The following is a 19045-nucleotide window of genomic DNA, read 5'->3' as shown; positions in this document are numbered from 1 at the left end:
GGCGCGGATTCTAGCGAGCGTGCTCAGCGCAGCTCCTCGGCCTCGAAGCCGGCCCTGTGCAGCGCCGCCAATACGTCGGCCATGTGGGACCGCCCCCGCGTCTGCACCACGAGCTGGATGTCCACGTTCTGCGCCGCCAGCGCCGTGAACGCGCGCTGGTGCTGCACCTCGTCGATATTGGCGCCGGCCTCGGCCACCGTGGCCGTGATGCGAGCCAGCGAACCGGGGTGGTCGGTCGCGCTGACGCGGATGCGCGCCAGCCGGCCCGAGCGCACCATGCCGCGCTCGATGATGGCCGCCAGCAGCAGCGGATCGATGTTGCCGCCACACAGCACCAGCCCGACCTTCTTGCCCTGGAACCGCCCGGGCGTGTGCAGCAGCGCCGCCAGGCCCGCGGCACCCGCGCCCTCGACCACCGTCTTCTCGATCTCCAGCAGCATCAGGATCGCCTGCTCGATGTCGGCCTCCTGCACCAGCAGCATGTCGTCCACCAGCCGGCCGATGATGTCCTGCGTGATGCGGCCCGGCGAGCCCACGGCGATGCCCTCGGCGATCGTGCTGCTGCCCTGCGGCTGGTTCTCGCCCTTGATCGCGTTGAACATGGCGGGGAAGCGCGCCGTCTGCACGCCGACGATCTCGATGCCCGGCTTGAGCGCGCGCGCCGCCGTGGCGATGCCGGCGATCAGCCCGCCGCCGCCCACCGCGATCACCAGCGTGTCCAGCTCGGGCAGCTGCGCCAGCATCTCCAGCCCCACCGTGCCCTGGCCAGCCACGATGTCGGCGTCGTCGTAGGGGTGCACGAAGGCCAGTTGCTCGCGTTCGGCCAGCGCGAAGGCATGGGCGCGCGCATCGTCCAGCGTGTCGCCGTGCAGCACCACCTCGGCGCCGAAGCCGCGCGTGCGCTCCACCTTCACGCCGGGTGTGAAACGCGGCATCACGATCACCGCGCGCAGGCCCAGCCGCTGCGCATGGTAGGCCACGCCCTGGGCGTGGTTGCCCGCGCTCATCGCGATCACGCCCTGCATGGCGCCGCCGGCCTCGACCAGCCGCGTCAGCTTGTTGCAGGCGCCGCGTTCCTTGAACGAGGCCGTGAATTGCAGGTTCTCGAACTTCAGGAAGACCTGCGCACCCGTGATGTCCGACAAGGTGCGCGATTCCACGCACGGCGTGTTGAGTACCTGGCCCTGCAGGCGTTCGGCGGCTTGCCGGATGTCGTCGATGGTCACCATGCGCGCATTGTGAGCTTCAAATACGCCCAACCTGGGTGAATTGCGGCCGGTTGCTTCCAAAGCCCTGGCCGCTGCGTTATCGTGGACCGTCCTTCGTACTTGGAGAACCTCCATGGTGAAGCGTTTGGCCCAGGATTCGTCCGCCCCCCACGCGATCGCGTCGCCGGGGTTGGAGGCGGCGCCCGTGCTGGACTTGATGTGTTCGCATTTCGTGCTCACGCTGGTGGCGCGCCAGGGCCCCAAGTTCAATGTGCGGCGCGACCTGAACAGCCTGCTGGCCATGGCGGGCCGCCACCTCGTGTGGCCGCAGCCGGTGCTGGACCGCCTGCGCGAATTCCTCGCCCGGCGCTGCAAGGACAACGAGTTCTGGCGCGGCCACACCGCGCTCAGCACCGCCGAATTCATGGAGCGCCACGGCGTGTGGCGCGGCCCGTACGAGGAGGGCACCCTGTTCTTCTACCTCGACGAGTACGCCAAGGACCAGCCCAAGGACCTGCTGGCTGCGCTGTCCGTCACGGGGGCCTGGCTCACGCGCGTGCTCAAGAAGCAGTCCACGCTGGTCGAGAAGAACATCGACGCGCTGTCGGGCCTGCTGCAGCTCAACCGCGCCGAGCGTGCGCTGCTGCTGTACGGCACGCTGGCGCGCTACCAGCGCGACCTGCGCACCATCCTCGTGGAGGTCAAGGTCAACAACGCGCCCGAGGCCTATGCCGCGATCGCCGAGGTCGCCGGCGTCAGCGCCACCGAGGTCGGCGAGGCGCTGCGCGCGGGCTCGCGGCTCGAGCGCATCGGCCTGGTGGAGAACCTGATCTCCGAGCACAACATCACCGACCTGGCCGACCTCATGAAGGTCAGCGAGAAGCTGCCGCCCGTGCTGATGCGCGAGTACCGCGACCAGAGCGAGCTCATGGCCGTGTTCACGCGGCCCGCCACCAAGAGCGCGCTGGCCCTCAGCGACTTCAGCTTCGTGCAGGAGGACGCCCAGGTCCTCGTCTCGCTGCTGCGCCACGCGGTCGCGCGCAAGGAGCCCGGCGTCAACATCCTGCTGTACGGCCCGCCCGGCACCGGCAAGACCGAGCTGGCCCGCGTCGTGGCCCAGGTCGCGGGGCTGGACCTGTTCGAGGTCGAGTACGCCGACCGCGATGGCAACAGCCTGTCGGGCCGCGACCGCTACCGCTCGCTGCAGATCGCGCAGGTGTTCCTGAAAGGCAGCGTGCAGGCCGCGCTGCTGTTCGACGAGGTGGAAGACGTGTTCCCGCCCATCAGCACCGAGGCCGCGCAGTTGATGGCGCGCGCCGACCAGATCGCCGCGCCCTCCAGCGGCTCGGTCAGCGGCAAGGCCTGGGTCAACCAGATCCTGGAATCGAACACCGTGCCCACGCTGTGGGTCACCAACCGCATCGAGCAGATCGACCCGGCCTTCCGGCGCCGCTTCGCCTACCACCTGGAGCTCAAGTCGCCGCCGCCCGGCGCGCGCGAAGGCCTGGTGCGCAAGACGCTGGACGGCGTTCCCGTGTCCGACGCCTTCGTGGCCAAGCTCACCGAGCGCAAGGGCCTCACGCCGGCGCAGATCCGCACCGCCGTGCGCTTCGCCGGCCTGGCGCGCACCTGCGACGGCGACATGGAGCCGCTGATCGAGCGCCAGCTGCGCAACGCCGACAAGGCCCTGGGCCGGCACAGCGAGGAGCGTGCCGACCTGCCCACGGTGACCACCTACAGCCTGGAGATGCTCAACGTCGAGAGCCGCTTCGAGATCGACCGCATCGTGCAGGCCCTCAAGACGCGCGGCCACGGCAGCCTGTGCTTTTACGGCGCACCCGGTACCGGCAAGACCGCGCTGGCCGAGCACATCGCGCGCGTGCTCGACAAGCCGCTCATGGTCAAGCGTGCGAGCGACCTCATGAGCAAGTTCGTCGGCGAGACCGAACAGCAGATGGCCGCCATGTTCCGCGAGGCCGAGGCCGAGAAAGCCGTGCTGCTGCTCGACGAGGCCGACAGCTTTCTGCAGGACCGCCGCGGCGCGCAGCGCACCTACGAGGTGACCGAGGTCAACGAGATGCTGCAGGGCATGGAGCGCCACCGCGGCGTGTTCATCTGCACCACCAACCTGATGGACCGGCTCGACCAGGCCGCGCTGCGCCGCTTTTCGTTCAAGCTCAAGTTCAAGCCGCTGCTGCCCGCGCAGCGCGAGCGCATGTTCATCGTCGAGGCGCTGGCGGGCGACGCGGCCGCCTTCGAAGACGCGCTGCGCACGCGGCTGCACAAGCTGGAGCACCTGTGCCCCGGCGACTTCGCCGCCGTGCGCCGGCAGGTCGACATCCTGGCCACTGCGTTCACGCCGGCCGAGTTCATGGAGCAGCTCGAAGCCGAGCACCGCATCAAGCCCGAGGTGCGCGAATCGCGCGGCATCGGCTTCATGCAGTAGCCGGCCGCGCCTGCGGCATGCTTCTGGCTTGCGGCCCGCGGGTCGCCACACGGCCTTGCCAGGAAAGACCCCATGCACCCCACCGATGAACGCCGCCCGCTGATCCTGCGCCATGCCGACGTCGTGGTCACCATGGACGCGCAGCGCCGCGAGATCCGTGACGGCGCGGTCGTGGTCGACGGCACGGCCATCGCCTGGGTCGGTGCCAGCGCCGACATCCCGGTGCCCTGGCTGGCCAACGCCGCCGAGACCATCGACCTGCACGGCCATGTGCTGCTGCCGGGCCTGGTCAACACCCACCACCACATGGTCCAGAGCCTGACGCGCGCCGTGCCCGCAGCGCAGGACGCCGAGCTGTTCGGCTGGCTCGAGAACCTGTACGGGCTGTGGGCCGGCCTCACGCCCGAGATGGTGCGCGTGTCCACGCAGACGGCCATGGCCGAGCTGATGCTGTCAGGCTGCACCACGACCAGTGACCACCTCTATCTGTTCCCCAATGGCTCGCGGCTGGACGATGCCATCGAGGCCGCCGACGCCATGGGCATGCGCTTCCACGCCGCGCGCGGCAGCATGAGCGTGGGCCGCAGCCAGGGCGGCCTGCCGCCCGACAGCGTGGTCGAACGTGAGCAGCACATCCTGGCCGACAGCGACCGCCTGATCACCCGCTGGCACGACCCTGCGCGCCACAGCATGCGCCGCATCGTGCTGGCGCCGTGCTCGCCGTTCTCGGTCTCGCGCGATCTGATGCGCGAATCCGCCGTACTGGCCCGCGCACGCGGCGTCTCGCTGCACACGCACCTGGCCGAGAACGACAACGACATCGCCTACTCGCGCGAGAAGTTCAGCATGACGCCGGCGGAGTACGCCGAAGACCTGGGCTGGGTCGGCCGCGATGTGTGGCATGCCCACTGCGTGAAGCTCGATGCGGCCGGCATCGCACTGTTCGCGCGCACGGGCACCGGCGTGGCGCACTGCCCGTGTTCGAACATGCGGCTGGGCTCAGGCATCGCCCCCATCCGCGCCATGCGCCAAGCCGGCGTGCCTGTGGGCCTGGGCGTGGACGGCAGCGCGTCGAACGACGGCGCACACATGCTGGGCGAGGCTCGCCAGGCCCTGCTGCTGCAGCGCGTGGGCCACGGCCCGGCCGCGATGACAGCGCGCGAGGCGCTGGAGATCGCCACGCTGGGCGGTGCGCAAGTGCTGGGCCGCGACGACATCGGCGCGCTGGCGCCCGGCATGTCGGCCGACCTGGTGGCGTTCGATTTGCGCGGCGTGACGCATGCCGGCGCCGGCCATGACCCGGTGGCCGCGCTGGTGTTCTGCCATGCCATCGACGTCGCGCTGAGCGTCATCAACGGCCGCGTGCGCGTGCGCGAGGGGCGCCTGGTGGATGTGGAACTGGCGCCGCTGCTGACGCGGCACCGCGACCTGGCGCGCAGTCTCTATGAGGCCGCACGGCACCCGCACACGGCCTGAGCGGTCTCAGCGCAGCAGCGCCAGCGTCTTCTCGTCGGCCTGTCCGGCGTAGTACCGGTCCAGCACCTGGCCGAACACCACCTGTTCGGGTGCGGCGGTCTGAAACAGCGTCATGCTGGAGCGCAGCTTCAAGTCGTCCGGCGAGCCGAAGATGTCATGCGCGCTGCGGCCCCGCACGGCCAGCACCAGCGCCGTAGCCTGCAGCAGCCGCGGGCCGAGCACGGGGTGCGCCAGATAGGCCTGCGCCTCGGCCAGCGAGGCCAGGCCGAAGCGCCGCGCCATGGGGCTGTGGCCCAGCGCCACATGCTGCGGGAAGATGAACCACATCCAGTGGCTGGTCTTGCGGCCGGCGCGCAGCTCGGCCTGGACCTGCGGCCAGACGGGGGCCTGGGCGTCGACGAAATGCGTCAGATCGGGCGTGTCCTGCATGGTCTGTCCTCCTTGGCTCGTGGGCGCGGGCTGCGCCGGGCTCCTACGCGCCTGCGCACACCCGCAAGACCTCTTCCCCGTACTTGTCCATCTTGCTCGCCCCCATCCCGCTGATGCCCTGCAGGTCTTCCTGCGTCTGCGGCGCGCGGGCCGCGATGGCAGCCAGCGTGGCGTCGTGGAAGATCACGTAGGCGGGCAGGTTGTGTTCCCGGGCCACCTCGGCGCGCCAGGCCTTCAGCGCCGCGAAGCGCGCCTGGCCCTCGGCATCGAGCTGCGCCGCGGCGGGCGGCACGCGGTCGCTGCGCGTCTTCTGGCGCGTCTTACGCGACGCGGGCGCCGAGACCGATTCGCGCAGCTGCACGGCCTGCTCGCCCTTGAGGATGGCGCGCGAGCCGTCGGTCAGCTTCAGGGTGTTGAAGGCCGCGGCGTCCACCGCCACCGCGCCAATCGCCACCAGCTGGCGCAGCACGCCGCGCAGCTGCGCCTCGCTCAGTTCTGCGCCGATGCCGAAGGTGCTCACCTGCTCGTGCCCGAACTGCCTGACCTTGTCCGTGACCTTGCCGCGCAGGATGTCCATGACGTGCCCCGTGCCGAAGCTGATGCCGCTCATTTGCTGCACGCGGTAGATGGTGGACAGCAGCTTGCGCGCCGCATCCGTGCCGTCCCACACGTCGGGCGGCGACAGGCAGTTGTCGCAGTTCCCGCAGGTGACCCCCACGCTCCCCGCCTCGCGTGGTTCGCTGCGCCCCGAGGGGGCTGGCCCGCCTTGGGCCAGGCCGGCGGCGGGCCGGCGCTGGTAGTCCTCGCCGAAGTACTTCAGCAGCCGCACGCGCCGGCAGTCGGTCGCCTCGGCCAGCGCCAGCAGCGCGTCGAGCTTGCCGCGCATGACCTGCTTGAACTCCTCGCCGGCCGGGCTTTCGTCGATCATGCGGCGCTGGTTCACCACGTCCTGCAGGCCATAGGCCATCCAGGCGTCGGCCGGCTCGCCGTCGCGCCCGGCGCGGCCGGTCTCCTGGTAGTAGCCCTCGATGTTCTTGGGCATGTCCAGGTGGGCCACGAAGCGCACGTCAGGCTTGTCGATGCCCATGCCGAAGGCGATGGTCGCCACCATCACGATGCCTTCCTCGCGCAGGAAGCGGTCCTGGTGCAGCTGGCGCACGCTGGCGTCCAGGCCCGCGTGGTAGGGCAGGGCGCGGATGCCGGCGTTCTGCAGTGTCTGCGCCACCTCCTCCACGCGCTTGCGCGACTGGCAATAGACCACGCCGGCATCGCCCGCATGCTCGCCCTCGATGAAGCGCAGCAGCTGCGTGACGGCCTCCTTCTTCTCGACGATGGCGTAGCGGATGTTCGGGCGGTCGAAGCTGCTCACGAACTGCCGTGCGTCCTCCAGCTGCAGCCGCTCCACGATGTCGGCGCGCGTCAGCGCGTCGGCCGTCGCCGTCAGCGCGATGCGCGGCACCCCGGCATAGCGCTCGTGCAGCACCGTCAGCGCGCGGTACTCGGGCCGAAAGTCGTGGCCCCACTGGCTCACGCAATGCGCCTCGTCGATGGCGAACATCGACAGCTGGCCGCGCGCGGCCAGGCCGTCCAGCAGCTCCAGGAAGCGCGGCGTCGTCAGCCGTTCGGGCGCGGCGTACAGCAGCGTGATGTCGGCGCGCGCGAGCCGGCGTTCCAGGTTCTGCGTCGCGGCCCAGTCCAGCGTGGAGTTCAGGAAGGCCGCGTCCACGCCGGCCTCGTGCAGCGCGCCGACCTGGTCGTGCATCAGCGCGATCAGCGGCGACACCACGATGGCCACGCCCTGGCCCGCGCGCTGGCGCGCGATGGCCGGAATCTGGTAGCACAGCGACTTGCCGCCACCCGTGGGCATCAATACCAGCGCGTCGCCGCCGCCGGTCACGTGGTCGACGATGGCCTGCTGCGCGCCGCGGAACTGCGCGTAGCCGAAGGTCTGCTGCAGGATGGACGCAGTGGCTTCGCTCACATCTGCTCCCACGGCAGGCCATCGAAGCGCCAGCCGTTCAGGCGCGAGCGCTGAAAGGCTTCGTCCAGGTCGCCCTCGAAGCCATGCACCACGTTGACCACGTCGGTGAAGCCGGCCGCCTCCAGCACGCGCGCCGCATCGCCACTGCGCTTGCCGCTGCGGCAGATCAGCACCACGGTGCGTTGCCTGCCGCCGGCCTCGCGTTCCACGGCGGCCGCGAAGGCCGGCGGGTCGGGCGTCAGGGCGGGGTATTCGTACCAGGGGATGTTCTCCACCCCGGGCGGGCGGCCCACGTACAGCGACTCGATTTCCATGCGCACGTCCACGAACAGCGGCGGCTCGCCCGCGCCTCGGGCGGCGGCCTGCTGCCGCTCTTGCAGCAGCGACCAGGCTTGCGGGGGGAGCAGATTCTTCATGCCCGCATTGTCCTGTCAAAAAAGCCAGTTGCCCGCGCGCCAAGGCCCCGGGCCGGCGTGGCCGCGGGCCGCTTTCTACAATCGCCCGGCCATGAAAACCCCGCCCTACACCCGCGCCCAGCAACTGCCCGAGATCCTCTCGCGGCGCATCGCCATCCTCGATGGGGCCATGGGCACCATGATCCAGCGCTTCAAGCTCACCGAGGCGCAATACCGCGGCGAGCGCTTCAAGGACTTCCCCAAGGACGTGAAGGGCAACAACGAGCTGCTGAGCCTGACGCGGCCCGACGTCATCGCTTCCATCCACGAGGGCTACCTGGCTGCCGGGGCCGACCTGATCGAGACCAACACCTTCGGCGCCACCACCGTGGCCCAGGCCGACTACGACATGGCCGACCTGGCGCGCGAGATGAACCTGCAAAGCGCCAGGCTCGCGCGCGCCGCCTGCGACAAGTTCAGCACGCCCGACAAACCCCGCTTCGTGGCCGGCGCGCTCGGCCCCACGCCCAAGACCGCCAGCATCAGCCCCGACGTGAACGACCCCGGCGCGCGCAACGTGAGCTTCGAGGAGCTGCGCGCGGCCTACTACGAACAGACCGAGGCGCTGGTCGAAGGCGGCAGCGACGTGATCCTGGTCGAGACCATCTTCGACACGCTGAACGCCAAGGCCGCGCTGTTCGCGGTGGACGAGTATTTCGAGGCCAGCGGCCAGCGCCTGCCGCTCATCATCAGCGGCACCGTGACCGACGCCTCGGGGCGCATCCTCTCGGGCCAGACGGTCACCGCCTTCTGGCACAGCGTGCGCCACGCGCAGCCGCTAGCCATCGGCCTGAACTGCGCGCTGGGCGCCGCGCTGATGCGGCCGTACATCCAGGAGCTGAACCGCGTCGCGCCCGACACCTTCATCAGCTGCTACCCCAACGCCGGCCTGCCCAACCCCATGAGCGAGACCGGCTTCGACGAGACGCCCGAGGTCACCTCGGCCCTGGTGCGCGAGTTCGCGGCCGAAGGGCTGGTCAACATCGTGGGCGGCTGCTGCGGCACCACGCCCGAGCACATCGCCGCCATCGGCCAGGCGGTCTCGCCGCTGCCGGTGCGCGCCGTGCAGCGCGGCTACTTCTACAAGGAAGCCGCGTAAGCTGCGCAGCCACCCTGGGGCCGGCGGCATGGCCGCAACACGGAGAGAACGCATGGACGCGAGCAACCCGTACCGATTCCTGGCCGAGGGCAAAGCCGCCGCACGCATGCGTGAGATCGATTGGGCCGCCACGCCGGTCGGCCCCGTCGCACAGTGGTCCGACAGCCTGAAGAGCCTGCTCGGCACCATGACGCGCTCGCGCCAGCCCATGGCGCTGCTGCTCGGGCCCGAGCAGATCCAGTTCTACAACGACGCTTACATCGAGCAGGGCCTGAGCCGGCACCCCGGGCAGATGGGGGTGCCCCTGGCCGAGAGCTGGCCCGAGGTGATGCACCTGGTGGGCGAGAGGTTCGCCGCCGTGCTGCGTGACGGCACGCCGACCGCCGAGCAAAACTCGCTGATCCCGATGGTCCGCGAGGGGCGCCTGGTCATCACCTACCACTCTTACGCCTGCACGCCGTTCGTCGACGCCCAGGGCGACATCCGCGGCGTGCTCGTCACCCCGATCGACACCACCCAGCGCATCCTCGCCGCGCAGCGGCAGGCGGCGCTGGAGGCCGTCTCGCACGCGCTCGCGCGGGTCGCGGTCGTGGGCGACCTGGCCGATGCGGCCGTGCATGCGTTGTCAGCAGCTTCGCAAGATGCCACCCGCTTGCGTCTGTACCGCAGCCCACGGGCCAGCTTCGTGCCCACGGCGTGGTCGCATGCGGGCGTGGCGGGTGCCTCGCCGGGCACAGACCCGGCCCTGCAGGCCTGGGCCGATGCCGACCCCGCGCTGTGGCTGCGGCTGCTGGCAGGGAGCGAAGCGCACGACGACCAGCGCGTGCTGGTGCCGCTGCTGGACCAGCCCGGCGCCGACGTGGTCCGCTTCGCCGCATTCGAGCTCGACCCGCGCCTGCCCTTCGACGACGCCTACCGCCAGTACGTCGTGCAGATCACGCAGCGCATCGGCCAGGCCTGCGACCGCATCGAGGCCGTGCATGCGCGCACGGACAGCGCCAGCGAACGCGATGCCCTGCTGATGGATGCGCCGATCGGCGCAGCGGTGTGGACCGGCCCTTCGCTCGTGTTCTCGCTGGCCAACCATCGGTATTGCCAGTACGTGGGCAAGCGCGACCTGATCGGCAGGTCGTTCAACGCCGCGTTTCCCGAGCTCGTGGGCACCCCCCTGTCCGCCCTGATCCACGCGACCTACGCAGCCGGCAAGCCCTACGTCAGCCCGGAGACGCCCGTGCTGCTCGACAAGCACGGCAACGGCGAGCTGGAGCAGTGCTACTTCCAGTTCAACCTGCAGCCGATGCGCACCGCTGCAGGCGATGTCTACGCCATGATGGGCATCGTCGTCGATTTGACCGAGCAGGTGCGCACGCGCCAGGCGCTGGAGACCTGGCACCGCGACCGGCTGGGCGACTTGCAGGCCCGGGCCGACACCCTGGAGGAGACCGTGCGCGCCAGGACGCACGACCTGCAGGAGGTGAACAGCGCCATGAACACCGCCAACGAGGCATTGCGCCAGGCCGTCGCCTTCAACCGCAACGTGACCGAAATGGTGCCCGGCCGCATCACCTACTGGGACGCCGACCTGGTCTGCCGGTTCGCGAACCAGCGCTTTTGCGACTGGGTGGGCCGCCCGCGCGCGCAGGTGGAAGGCGCTTCGGCCTACGACATCTACCCGCGCGAAACTTTCACGCGCCTGCAGCAGCACATCGACCGCGTGCTGGCCGGCGAGCCGCAACGCTTCGAGGCACGCTCGGCGCGGCCCGACGGCAGCGTGGTCCACAGCCAGGTCAACTACGTGCCCGAGGAGGGCGTTTCGGCCGGCCGGCCCGGCTTCTACCTCATGGCCATGGACATCACGCCCATCAAGGAGGCCGAGCTCGCGCTGCGAGAAGCCAACGCCGACCTGGCGCGCTCGCGCGACGCCGCCGAAGCCGCCAGCCGCACCAAGAGCGCGTTCCTGGCCAACATGAGCCACGAGATCCGCACGCCGCTCAACGCCATCCTGGGCATGGCCCACATCCTGTCGCAGCGCATCCAGGACCCGGGCCAGCTCGAGCAGCTCGGCAAACTGGAAGGCGCGGCCAAACACCTGCTCGGCCTGATCTCCGACGTGCTGGACCTGTCCAAGATCGAGGCCGGCAAGCTGCTGCTCGAGCGCAACGACTTCGTGCTGCCCGAGACCATCGACTGGGCCGTCGAGATGGTGCGCGGTGCGGCGCAGGCCAAGGGCCTGGTGCTCTCGCGCGACGTGACGGGCCTGCCGCCGGCCGTGCGCGGCGACGCGCTGCGCCTGTCGCAGATCCTCATCAACCTGTTGTCCAACGCCGTCAAGTTCACCGAGCGCGGCTCCGTCACGCTGCGCGGGCGGCTGCTGCAGACCGTGGACCAGCGCCACCAACTGCGCTTCGAGGTGCAGGACACCGGCATCGGCATCGACGCGGCGCAGCAGGCGCAGCTGTTCGGCGCGTTTGCGCAGGCCGACAGCTCCATCACGCGCCGCCACGGTGGCACGGGCCTGGGCCTGGCCCTGTCGCGCCAGCTCGCCCATGCCATGGGGGGCGAGGCCGGCCTGGACAGCACGCCCGGCGTGGGCAGCCGCTTCTGGTTCACCGTGTGGCTGGACGCGGGGCAGGGCCGCAGCGCCCGCGCCGCACTGGCGCCGGCCGCCGAGGCCAGGCCGGCCCGCATCGCCGAGCTCGAGTCGCGATTGCGCAGCCTGCACCGCGGCCGGCGCGTGCTGCTGGCCGAGGACAACCCGGTGAACCGCGAGGTCGGCGTCGCCCTCCTCGAAGGCGTGGGCCTGGCCGTCATGACCGCGCACGACGGCGAAGAAGCCGTGGCCATGGTGAAGGCCCAGCGCTTCGACCTGGTGCTCATGGACATGCAGATGCCCAACGTCGATGGCCTGCAGGCCACGCGCGCGATCCGCGCCGACGTGAACGCCGTGCCCATCGTCGCCATGACGGCCAACGCCTTCGTCAATGACCGTCACGCCTGCCTGGAGGCCGGCATGGACGACCACGTGTCCAAGCCCGTGGACCCGCTGGTGCTGTATGCGATGCTGTTGCGCTGGTTGCCCACCGCCGCCTCGCCCCACTGAAAAAGAGCCCATGTCCACCCCCGACGACGACATCACGCTGCGGCAGTTGCAAGTGCTGCTGGCTTTCATGGAAGCCGGCAACCTGGCGCGCGCGGCCGAGCGATTGCAGACCAGCAGCGTCAGCGTGCACCGCGCCCTGCATGGGCTGGAGGAGGCGGTGCGCTGCGTGCTGTTCCGCCAGGAGGGGCGCAACCTCGTGCCCACGGCCGCGGCGCAGCGGCTGGCCGAGACCGCGCGCGACATGGCGCGGCTGCTGGCCGACGGCGTGCGTTCCACGCGCGAGATCGCCGGCTATGCGGCCGACCGGCTGCGCATGGGCTCGCTGTATTCGCTGACCAGCCGCGCCGTGCCGGCCCTGGTGCTGGGCCTGAAGCAGCGCAAGCCCGAGGTGCAGACCGAGCTGATGCTGGGCTCCAACGCCGACCTGCTGGCCAAGCTGCGCGACGGCGCGATCGAGGCGGCGCTGATGGCGGTGCCCGCGGGCGCGGCCGACATCGAGAGCGAGCCGCTGTTCGAGGACGAGACCTTCTTCGCCGCGCCCGCGCAGTCGGCCTACGCACAGCTGGCCGAGGTGGACCTGGGCAGCTGCACCCACGAGCGCTTCGTGAGCCTGACCGAGGGCTTCGCCACGCACGACAGCTTCGTCGCGTCCTTCCGCAGCGCCGGCTACGCGCCGCAGATCGCCATGCACACGGGCGACATCTACACGCTCATGAACCTGGTGGACGGCGGCGTGGGCTGCACGCTGCTGCCCGGCCGTGTGCGCAACGTGCTGCCGCCCAACGTGCGCCTGGTGCCGCTGCAGGAGCGCTACCGCGTGCGCCACACCATCGCGCTGTGCTTTTTGCGCATGCGCGAGCGCGACCCCAACCTGCTGGCCCTGCTGGCGGTCTGCCGCAGCGTCAAAGCCTCGTTGAGCTGACGCGCGCGGGTTAACCCCCGATCGTTCCGCGCAGCGTAAGCGTTGCGCTTCTGCCGTAATTGATGCGACGCCCCCGCCTGCGTAAGGTGGGCACGCGGCCGGCATCCGCTCGAATCCAGGGTTGCCAGGCCGCGACCACTACAGAGGAGACAAGGCATGAGATCACTGATCGCGCTCGCGGCTGCGCCGCTGTTGCTATGGGGCTGCGGGGGCAGCGACGACCCGCCCCAGGCCAGCCGCGCCGGCCGGGTGGACCGGTTCGAGGTCGTCTCGACCACGGACGCCTACAACGGCGCCACGCCCGCCGGGGCCGCCGGCCCTTACACCGTCGTCACCGGCATCGTGCACGGTACGCTGGACCCGAAACACCCCGACAACGCCGGCATCGTCGACCTGGACAAGGCCGCGCTGGATGCGAACGGCAAGGTGCGCTACACGACCGACGTCGTGATCCTGCGCCCCAAGAACGCCACGCAGGCCCGGCGCGTGCTGTTCTACGACGTGGTCAACCGCGGCAACAAGCTGGCGCAGAACCTCTTCATCGGCGGTGGCGCGTTGACGAACGGCGCCGCGCCGGCCGACAACTTCGCGTCCATCCTGCGGCGCGGCTACACCGTGGTGTGGAGCGGCTGGCAGGGCGACGTGGCGCAGTCCGGCAACGGCGCCACGGCCGCGCTGGGCACGGCATTTCCCCTGGCGAAGAACGCGGACGGCAGCGCCATCACCGGCCTGTCGCGCGAGGAGTACATCGCCGACACGGCCGGTGTGCCCAACATTCCGCTCAACTACCTGCCGGCCTCGCTGACGGACCGTTCCGAGGTGACGTTCACCGCGCGCCCGTCCTACTACAACGCGGCGGGGCAGCAGACCTACGCCTCGCCGTCGGTGGCCGTCGCCGATTGGAGCTACGTGACCAATGCCAACGGCTCGGTCTCGGTGCAGTTCACGGCGCCTGCCACGGTGCCCGACGCGCAAGGTGGCAGCGTGGCCGCCGATGCCGGCACGGTCTACAACTTCACCTACCGCGCCAAGGACCCCAAGGTCATGGGCATCGGCTTCGCGGCCGTGCGCGACCTCGTGGGCTTCCTCAAGAACGACGCCACCGACGCGCAGGGCAACGCCAACCCCGTGGCCGACCTGAAGGCCGCCACCTGCGCGGCCGGCAGCAACTGCCCCACCAACCCCACGACCAACTTCGACGTGGCGCTGGGCGAGGGGCTGTCGCAGTCGGGCCGCTTCCTGCGCGACTTCCTGTACCAGGGCTTCAACCAGGACAGCGCGGGCAAGCCCGTGTTCGACGGGGTGATGTCGCTGATCCCGGCCGCGCGGCGCACCTGGATCAACGCGCGCTTCGCCCAGCCGGGCCGCTGGTCCAAGCAGCACGAGGACCACTTCATGCTGGGCGACCAGTTCCCGTTCGCCTACAACGTGACCACCGACCCCGTGAGCGGCGCCACCGACGGCCTGCTGCGCCGCTGCCTGGCCACCAGCACCTGCCCCAAGATCATGCAGGTCGACGGCAGCTACGAATGGTGGGGCGGGCGCGCCTCGCTGGTCGTCACCGACGGCGCGGGCCGCGACCTGGCGTTGCCAGCCAACGTGCGCTACTACCTGATCCCGGGCACGGGCCACGGCGGCGGCGCGGGTGTCACCACCGGCATCGTCACGCAGCCGGCGGCCACGGCCACTTGCCGGCTCGCCAACAGCCCGGTCTCCATGGCGCAGGTGGAGCGGGCGCTGATCCCGGCGCTGGAGGACTGGGTGGTGAAGAACACCGCGCCGCCGGCCTCCAGCCACCCCACGGTGGCAGCCGGCACGGCCGTGCTGCCCACGGCGACGGGCTTCGCGGACCTCACGGCCATCAGCGTGCCCAACGGCGCAACCGCCACGCCGCTGGCGCTCAGCGTGCCGCTGGGCAAGGTCAGCCAGGTCTTCGTGACCGACTACAGCACGCCCGCGCCCGCGGTCGATGTGGCCAAGCCCTACACCGTGCTGGTGCCCAGGGTCGATGCCAACGGCAACGAACTCGGCGGCCTGCGCGTGCCCGAGATCGTGGCGCCACTGGCCACCTACACGGGCTGGAACCTGCGCGGCGACGGCCACACGCCGGGCGAGAACTGCCCCAGCGCGGGCAGTGCGATCCCGCTGGCCACCACCGCCGCGGCCAAGGCGGCCACGGACCCGCGCAGCACGTTGGAGGGGCTCTACACCGGGCGTGCAGACTACGTGGCCAGGTTCAGCGCCGCCACCGATGCGCTGGTGGCAGGCGGCTACCTGGGCGCCATCGACGCGGCGGCCTACAAGGCGGGTGCGGCCAATATCTCGGCCGCACTGATCTCCGCACCCTGAGCCTTGAGGGTTAACCCTCGACCGTTTCTCTGCGCGTAAGCATTCCGCCCCGCGCTTGATTGATGGGACAGGGGGGCCTGCGTATCTTCGACCCCAACAAGAAACGGCCCTGCTGCTGCCCGCAGCAGGTGCCACCCGGTCAGAGCGCAAGCCCGCAGGAGACATGACATGACGGCCCACTGGTTATCCATCTACACACTCGGAGGAATGTTCGTGCTGGCCACGGTATTGCCCATCAACATGGGCGTCATCGCCTTCGTCGGGGCCTTCCTGGTCGGCACGCTGGTGGCCGGCATGAACGCCAAGGCCATCATGGCGGGCTTCCCGGCCGACCTGTTCCTCACGCTGGTGGGCATCACCTATCTGTTCGCGCTGGCGCAGAACAACGGCACCATCGACTGGATGGTCAAGGGCGCGGTGCGGGCCGTGCGCGGGCGCATCGCGGCGATCCCGTGGATCATGTTCTTCATCGCCGCGTTGCTGACCGGCGTGGGCGCGGTGAGCCCGGCCGCCGTGGCCATCATCGCGCCCATCGCGCTGGGCTTTGCGGCGCGCTACAACATCAACCCGCTGATGATGGGCCTCCTGGTCATCCACGGCGCGCAGGGCGGCGGCTTCTCGCCGATCAGCATCTACGGCGGCATCACCAACAAGGTGGTGGCCGCGGCCGGCCTGCCGCTGAACCCGCTCGTCACCATGGCGGCCAGCCTGGCCGTGAACCTGGCCGTCGCCGCGCTGCTGTTCGTGATGATGGGCGGCATGAAGCTCACCCGCCAGCGCAGCGAAGCGCGCAACACCGGCTTCGACGTGCCGCAGGTGGCGCACGGCCAGGGCGGCGCGCAGGTCTACGGCGACGCCGAGGGCGAGTCGATGGCCGAAGAGCGCCGCACCGCCCAGCCCGGCGCCGACGATTCGCTGATGGACGCCGCCCCCGCCAGCCAGGAGGTTCAGGGCCAGCGCTGGTACCAGGTGGCCACCGTCATCGGCCTGCTGGCGCTCGCTGTGCTCACGCTGTTCTTCAAGCAGGACATCGGCTTCGTCTCCATCACCATCGGCCTGATCCTCACGCTGCTGGCGCCCAACCTGCAAAAGCGCGCGCTGGGCCAGGTCTCGTGGCCCGAGATCATGCTGATCGTGGGCGTCTCCACCTTCGTCGGCGTGATGGACAAGATGGGCACCATCGACTTCGTGGGCCACAGCGTGGCGGCGCTGACCTCGCCGCTCGTCGCCGCGCTGCTGCTGTGCTTCGTCGGCGCGGTGATCTCGGCCTTCGCCTCGTCCACTGCCGTGCTGGGCTCGCTGATCCCGCTGGCCGTGCCCTTCCTGCAGGGGGACACAGGGGTCAGCGCCATCGGCTTCATCGCGGCGATGGCGGTGTCGTCCACCATCGTGGATGTGAGCCCCTTCTCCACCAACGGCGCGCTCGTGCTGGCCAACGCCCGCGGCGTGAACCGTGACGCCTTCTTCCGTCAGTTGATGATGTATGGCGCGGCGGTGACGCTGATCGCGCCGGTCGTCGTGTGGCTGCTCTTCGTCGTTCTTTGAAAGTTCCCATGACCACCAGAGACTGGAACACCCGTGCCGACAACCGCGCCGCGCGGCTGGCGCGCGCCGCGCAGGCGCTCGGCCCGCAACTGCGCGGCAAGCTGGCGCAGGCCGAAGCCATCGGCGCGCTGCTGGAGGCCGTGATCGAGCCCTTCGACCGCGTCTGCCTGGAGGGCAACAACCAGAAGCAGGCCGACTTCCTGGCCAAGGCGCTGGTGCAGGTCGACCCGGCCCGCGTGCACGATCTGCACATGGTGCAGTCGGTGCTGGCGTTGCCCGAACACCTGGACATCTTCGAGAACGGCGTCGCCGCCAAGCTGGACTTCAGCTTCTCCGGCCCGCAGGGCGCGCGGCTGGCCAAGCTGGCGTCCAGCGGCCGCATCGCCATCTGCGCCATCCACACCTACCTGGAGCTGTTTGCGCGCTACTTCGTCGACCTCACGCCGCAGGTGGCGCTGGTGGCGGCGCATGCGGCCGACGCGCAAGGCAACCTCTACACCGGCCCGAACACCGAGGACACGCCGGCCATCGCCGAGGCCACGGCCTTCTCGGGCGGCATCCTGATCGCGCAGGTCAACGAGCTGGTGGACGGCACCACGACCAAGCTGCCGCGCATCGACATCCCGGCCGACTGGGTGAGCTTCGTCGTGAAGGCGCCCACGCCCAACTTCATCGAGCCGCTGTTCACGCGCGACCCGGCGCAGATCAGCGAGATCCAGGTGCTGATGGCGATGATGGCCATCAAGGGCATGTACGCCGAGTACGGCGTGCAGCGGTTGAACCACGGCATCGGCTTCGACACGGCGGCCATCGAGCTGCTGCTGCCCACCTACGGCGAGCAGCTGGGGCTGAAGGGCAAGATCTGCCAGCACTGGGCGCTGAACCCGCACCCCGCGCTGATTCCGGCCATCGAGGCGGGCTGGGTGCAGTCGGTGCATTCCTTCGGCTCCGAGCTGGGCATGGAGGACTACATCCGCGCGCGGGCGGATGTGTTCTTCACCGGGCCGGACGGCAGCCTGCGCAGCAACCGCGCGTTCTGCCAGGCGGCCGGGCACTACGCCTGCGATTTGTTCATCGGCTCGACCTTGCAGATGGACCTGGACGGCAACAGTTCGACCGCGACGCTGGGCCGCATCGCCGGCTTCGGCGGCGCGCCCAACATGGGGGCCGATGCAAGGGGCAGGCGCCATGCCAGTGAAGCCTGGCTCAAGGCCGGTGCCCAGGCGCGGGCGGGCCGCACAGGCGCAGCAGGCACGCCGCGCGGGCAAAAGCTCGTGGTGCAGATGGTCGAGACCTTCCGCGAACACATGCAGCCCGCGTTCGTTGAAAAGCTCGACGCGTGGACGCTGCAGGAGCAAACCGGCATGGCCCTGCCGCCCATCATGGTCTACGGTGACGACGTGACGCATGTGCTGACGGAGGAGGGCATCGCCAACCTGCTGCTGTGCAGGAGCGATGAAGAGCGCGCCCAGGCGATCCGCGGCGTGGCCGGCTACACAGCAGTGGGCCTGGCACGCGACAAGCGGATGGTCGAGAACCTGCGGGATCGCAAGATCATCCAGCGGCCTGCCGACCTGGGCATCGACCCACGCGAAGCCACGCGCAACCTCTTGGCCGCGCGCAGCATGCGTGACCTGGTGCGCGCATCCGGCGGCCTGTACCAGCCGCCGAAACGTTTCCGGAATTGGTAAGGAGCCATAGCCATGAGCGACATCCCCGCAGGGCTCGAAACCCTGGACTTCTCCTACGACGGTGGCCGTGCCGCCGGCAAGTTCGCGCCCGTGCTGGTCGGCGTGGTCGGCTCCGGCAACCTGGAGGTGATGCTGGAGTCCACGCCGAACGACGACTGCACCGTGCGCGTGGAAACTTCGGCCCGCGGCTTTGCGCCGATCTGGCAGGCCGTGATGGACGACTTCCACGCCCGCCACCCGCTGGCCGGCGTGCGCGTGTCCATCAACGACATGGGCGCCACGCCCGCCGTTGTGAGTCTGCGGCTGGACCAGGCCGTGGCCGAACTGCCGAAGGGAGCATGACC

At 70.1% G+C, this 19045-nt stretch carries 13 protein-coding genes; 9 read left to right on the top strand and 4 right to left on the bottom strand.

The features are described from left to right. Positions 1–23: 23 nt before the first annotated feature. A complete protein-coding gene (locus tag ASF43_RS29185) occupies positions 24–1343 on the bottom strand; it encodes a threonine ammonia-lyase (RefSeq protein WP_304437979.1) in 1320 nt (439 codons plus the stop codon). Between ASF43_RS29185 and ASF43_RS29180 the strand changes: the two genes are divergently transcribed. Then, entirely contained in the window at positions 1342–3654 is a 2313-nt protein-coding gene (locus ASF43_RS29180; RefSeq protein WP_056189718.1) for an ATP-binding protein, read from the top strand. The genes ASF43_RS29185 and ASF43_RS29180 overlap by 2 nt on opposite strands. Positions 3655–3726: 72 nt before the next feature. Continuing rightward, positions 3727–5130 carry an 8-oxoguanine deaminase gene (locus ASF43_RS29175; RefSeq protein WP_056189715.1) on the top strand — a complete coding sequence of 468 codons (1404 nt, stop codon included), beginning with the start codon at positions 3727–3729 and terminating at the stop codon, positions 5128–5130. 6 nt (positions 5131–5136) lie between these two features. Here the strand turns inward: ASF43_RS29175 and ASF43_RS29170 are convergent, their stop codons facing one another. The 3 genes from ASF43_RS29170 to ASF43_RS29160 are packed head-to-tail and all read right to left on the bottom strand — an operon-like array spanning position 5137 to position 7956. Further along, positions 5137–5559, bottom strand: coding sequence for a DUF1810 domain-containing protein (locus ASF43_RS29170; protein ID WP_056189712.1), 423 nt, complete (start codon positions 5557–5559; stop codon positions 5137–5139). Between the two features lie 43 nt (positions 5560–5602). After that, the gene (locus ASF43_RS29165; protein WP_056189709.1) at positions 5603–7540 is read right to left on the bottom strand and encodes a RecQ family ATP-dependent DNA helicase; all 1938 of its coding nucleotides are present in this window, start codon (positions 7538–7540) and stop codon (positions 5603–5605) included. Continuing rightward, positions 7537–7956: a rhodanese-like domain-containing protein gene (locus ASF43_RS29160; RefSeq protein ID WP_056189706.1), complete on the bottom strand. Its 420-nt coding sequence runs from the start codon at positions 7954–7956 to the stop codon at positions 7537–7539. The genes ASF43_RS29165 and ASF43_RS29160 overlap by 4 nt, the downstream gene beginning before the upstream one ends. Positions 7957–8047: 91 nt before the next feature. Here ASF43_RS29160 and ASF43_RS29155 point away from each other — a divergent pair, with 91 nt between their 5' ends. The 7 genes from ASF43_RS29155 (at position 8048) to mdcC (ending at position 19043) form a co-directional block, all read left to right on the top strand. Then, entirely contained in the window at positions 8048–9094 is a 1047-nt protein-coding gene (locus ASF43_RS29155) for a homocysteine S-methyltransferase family protein (RefSeq protein ID WP_056189703.1), read from the top strand. 52 nt (positions 9095–9146) lie between these two features. Then, positions 9147–12194: a PAS domain-containing protein gene (locus tag ASF43_RS29150; RefSeq protein ID WP_056189700.1), complete on the top strand. Its 3048-nt coding sequence runs from the start codon at positions 9147–9149 to the stop codon at positions 12192–12194. A 10-nt stretch (positions 12195–12204) separates the two neighbouring features. After that, positions 12205–13116, top strand: a complete 912-nt coding sequence (locus tag ASF43_RS29145) for a LysR family transcriptional regulator (protein ID WP_056189698.1) — start codon at positions 12205–12207, stop codon at positions 13114–13116. Positions 13117–13272: 156 nt separating this feature from the next. Continuing rightward, positions 13273–15465 carry an alpha/beta hydrolase domain-containing protein gene (locus tag ASF43_RS29140; RefSeq protein WP_056189695.1) on the top strand — a complete coding sequence of 731 codons (2193 nt, stop codon included), beginning with the start codon at positions 13273–13275 and terminating at the stop codon, positions 15463–15465. 168 nt (positions 15466–15633) lie between these two features. Beyond that, a complete protein-coding gene (locus ASF43_RS29135) occupies positions 15634–17010 on the top strand; it encodes an SLC13 family permease (protein ID WP_056189693.1) in 1377 nt (458 codons plus the stop codon). Between the two features lie 8 nt (positions 17011–17018). Beyond that, positions 17019–18701, top strand: a complete 1683-nt coding sequence (gene mdcA, locus ASF43_RS29130; protein WP_056189690.1) for a malonate decarboxylase subunit alpha — start codon at positions 17019–17021, stop codon at positions 18699–18701. 12 nt (positions 18702–18713) lie between these two features. Then, positions 18714–19043 carry a malonate decarboxylase acyl carrier protein gene (mdcC, locus tag ASF43_RS29125; protein WP_056189687.1) on the top strand — a complete coding sequence of 110 codons (330 nt, stop codon included), beginning with the start codon at positions 18714–18716 and terminating at the stop codon, positions 19041–19043. Positions 19044–19045 lie beyond the last annotated feature (2 nt).

It is taken from the genome of Pseudorhodoferax sp. Leaf267, assembly GCF_001422405.1.
In the GTDB taxonomy this organism is placed as follows: domain Bacteria; phylum Pseudomonadota; class Gammaproteobacteria; order Burkholderiales; family Burkholderiaceae_C; genus Pseudorhodoferax.
Note: the sequence above shows the minus strand (reverse complement) of the source record. Positions and strands in the feature narration are given on the sequence as shown.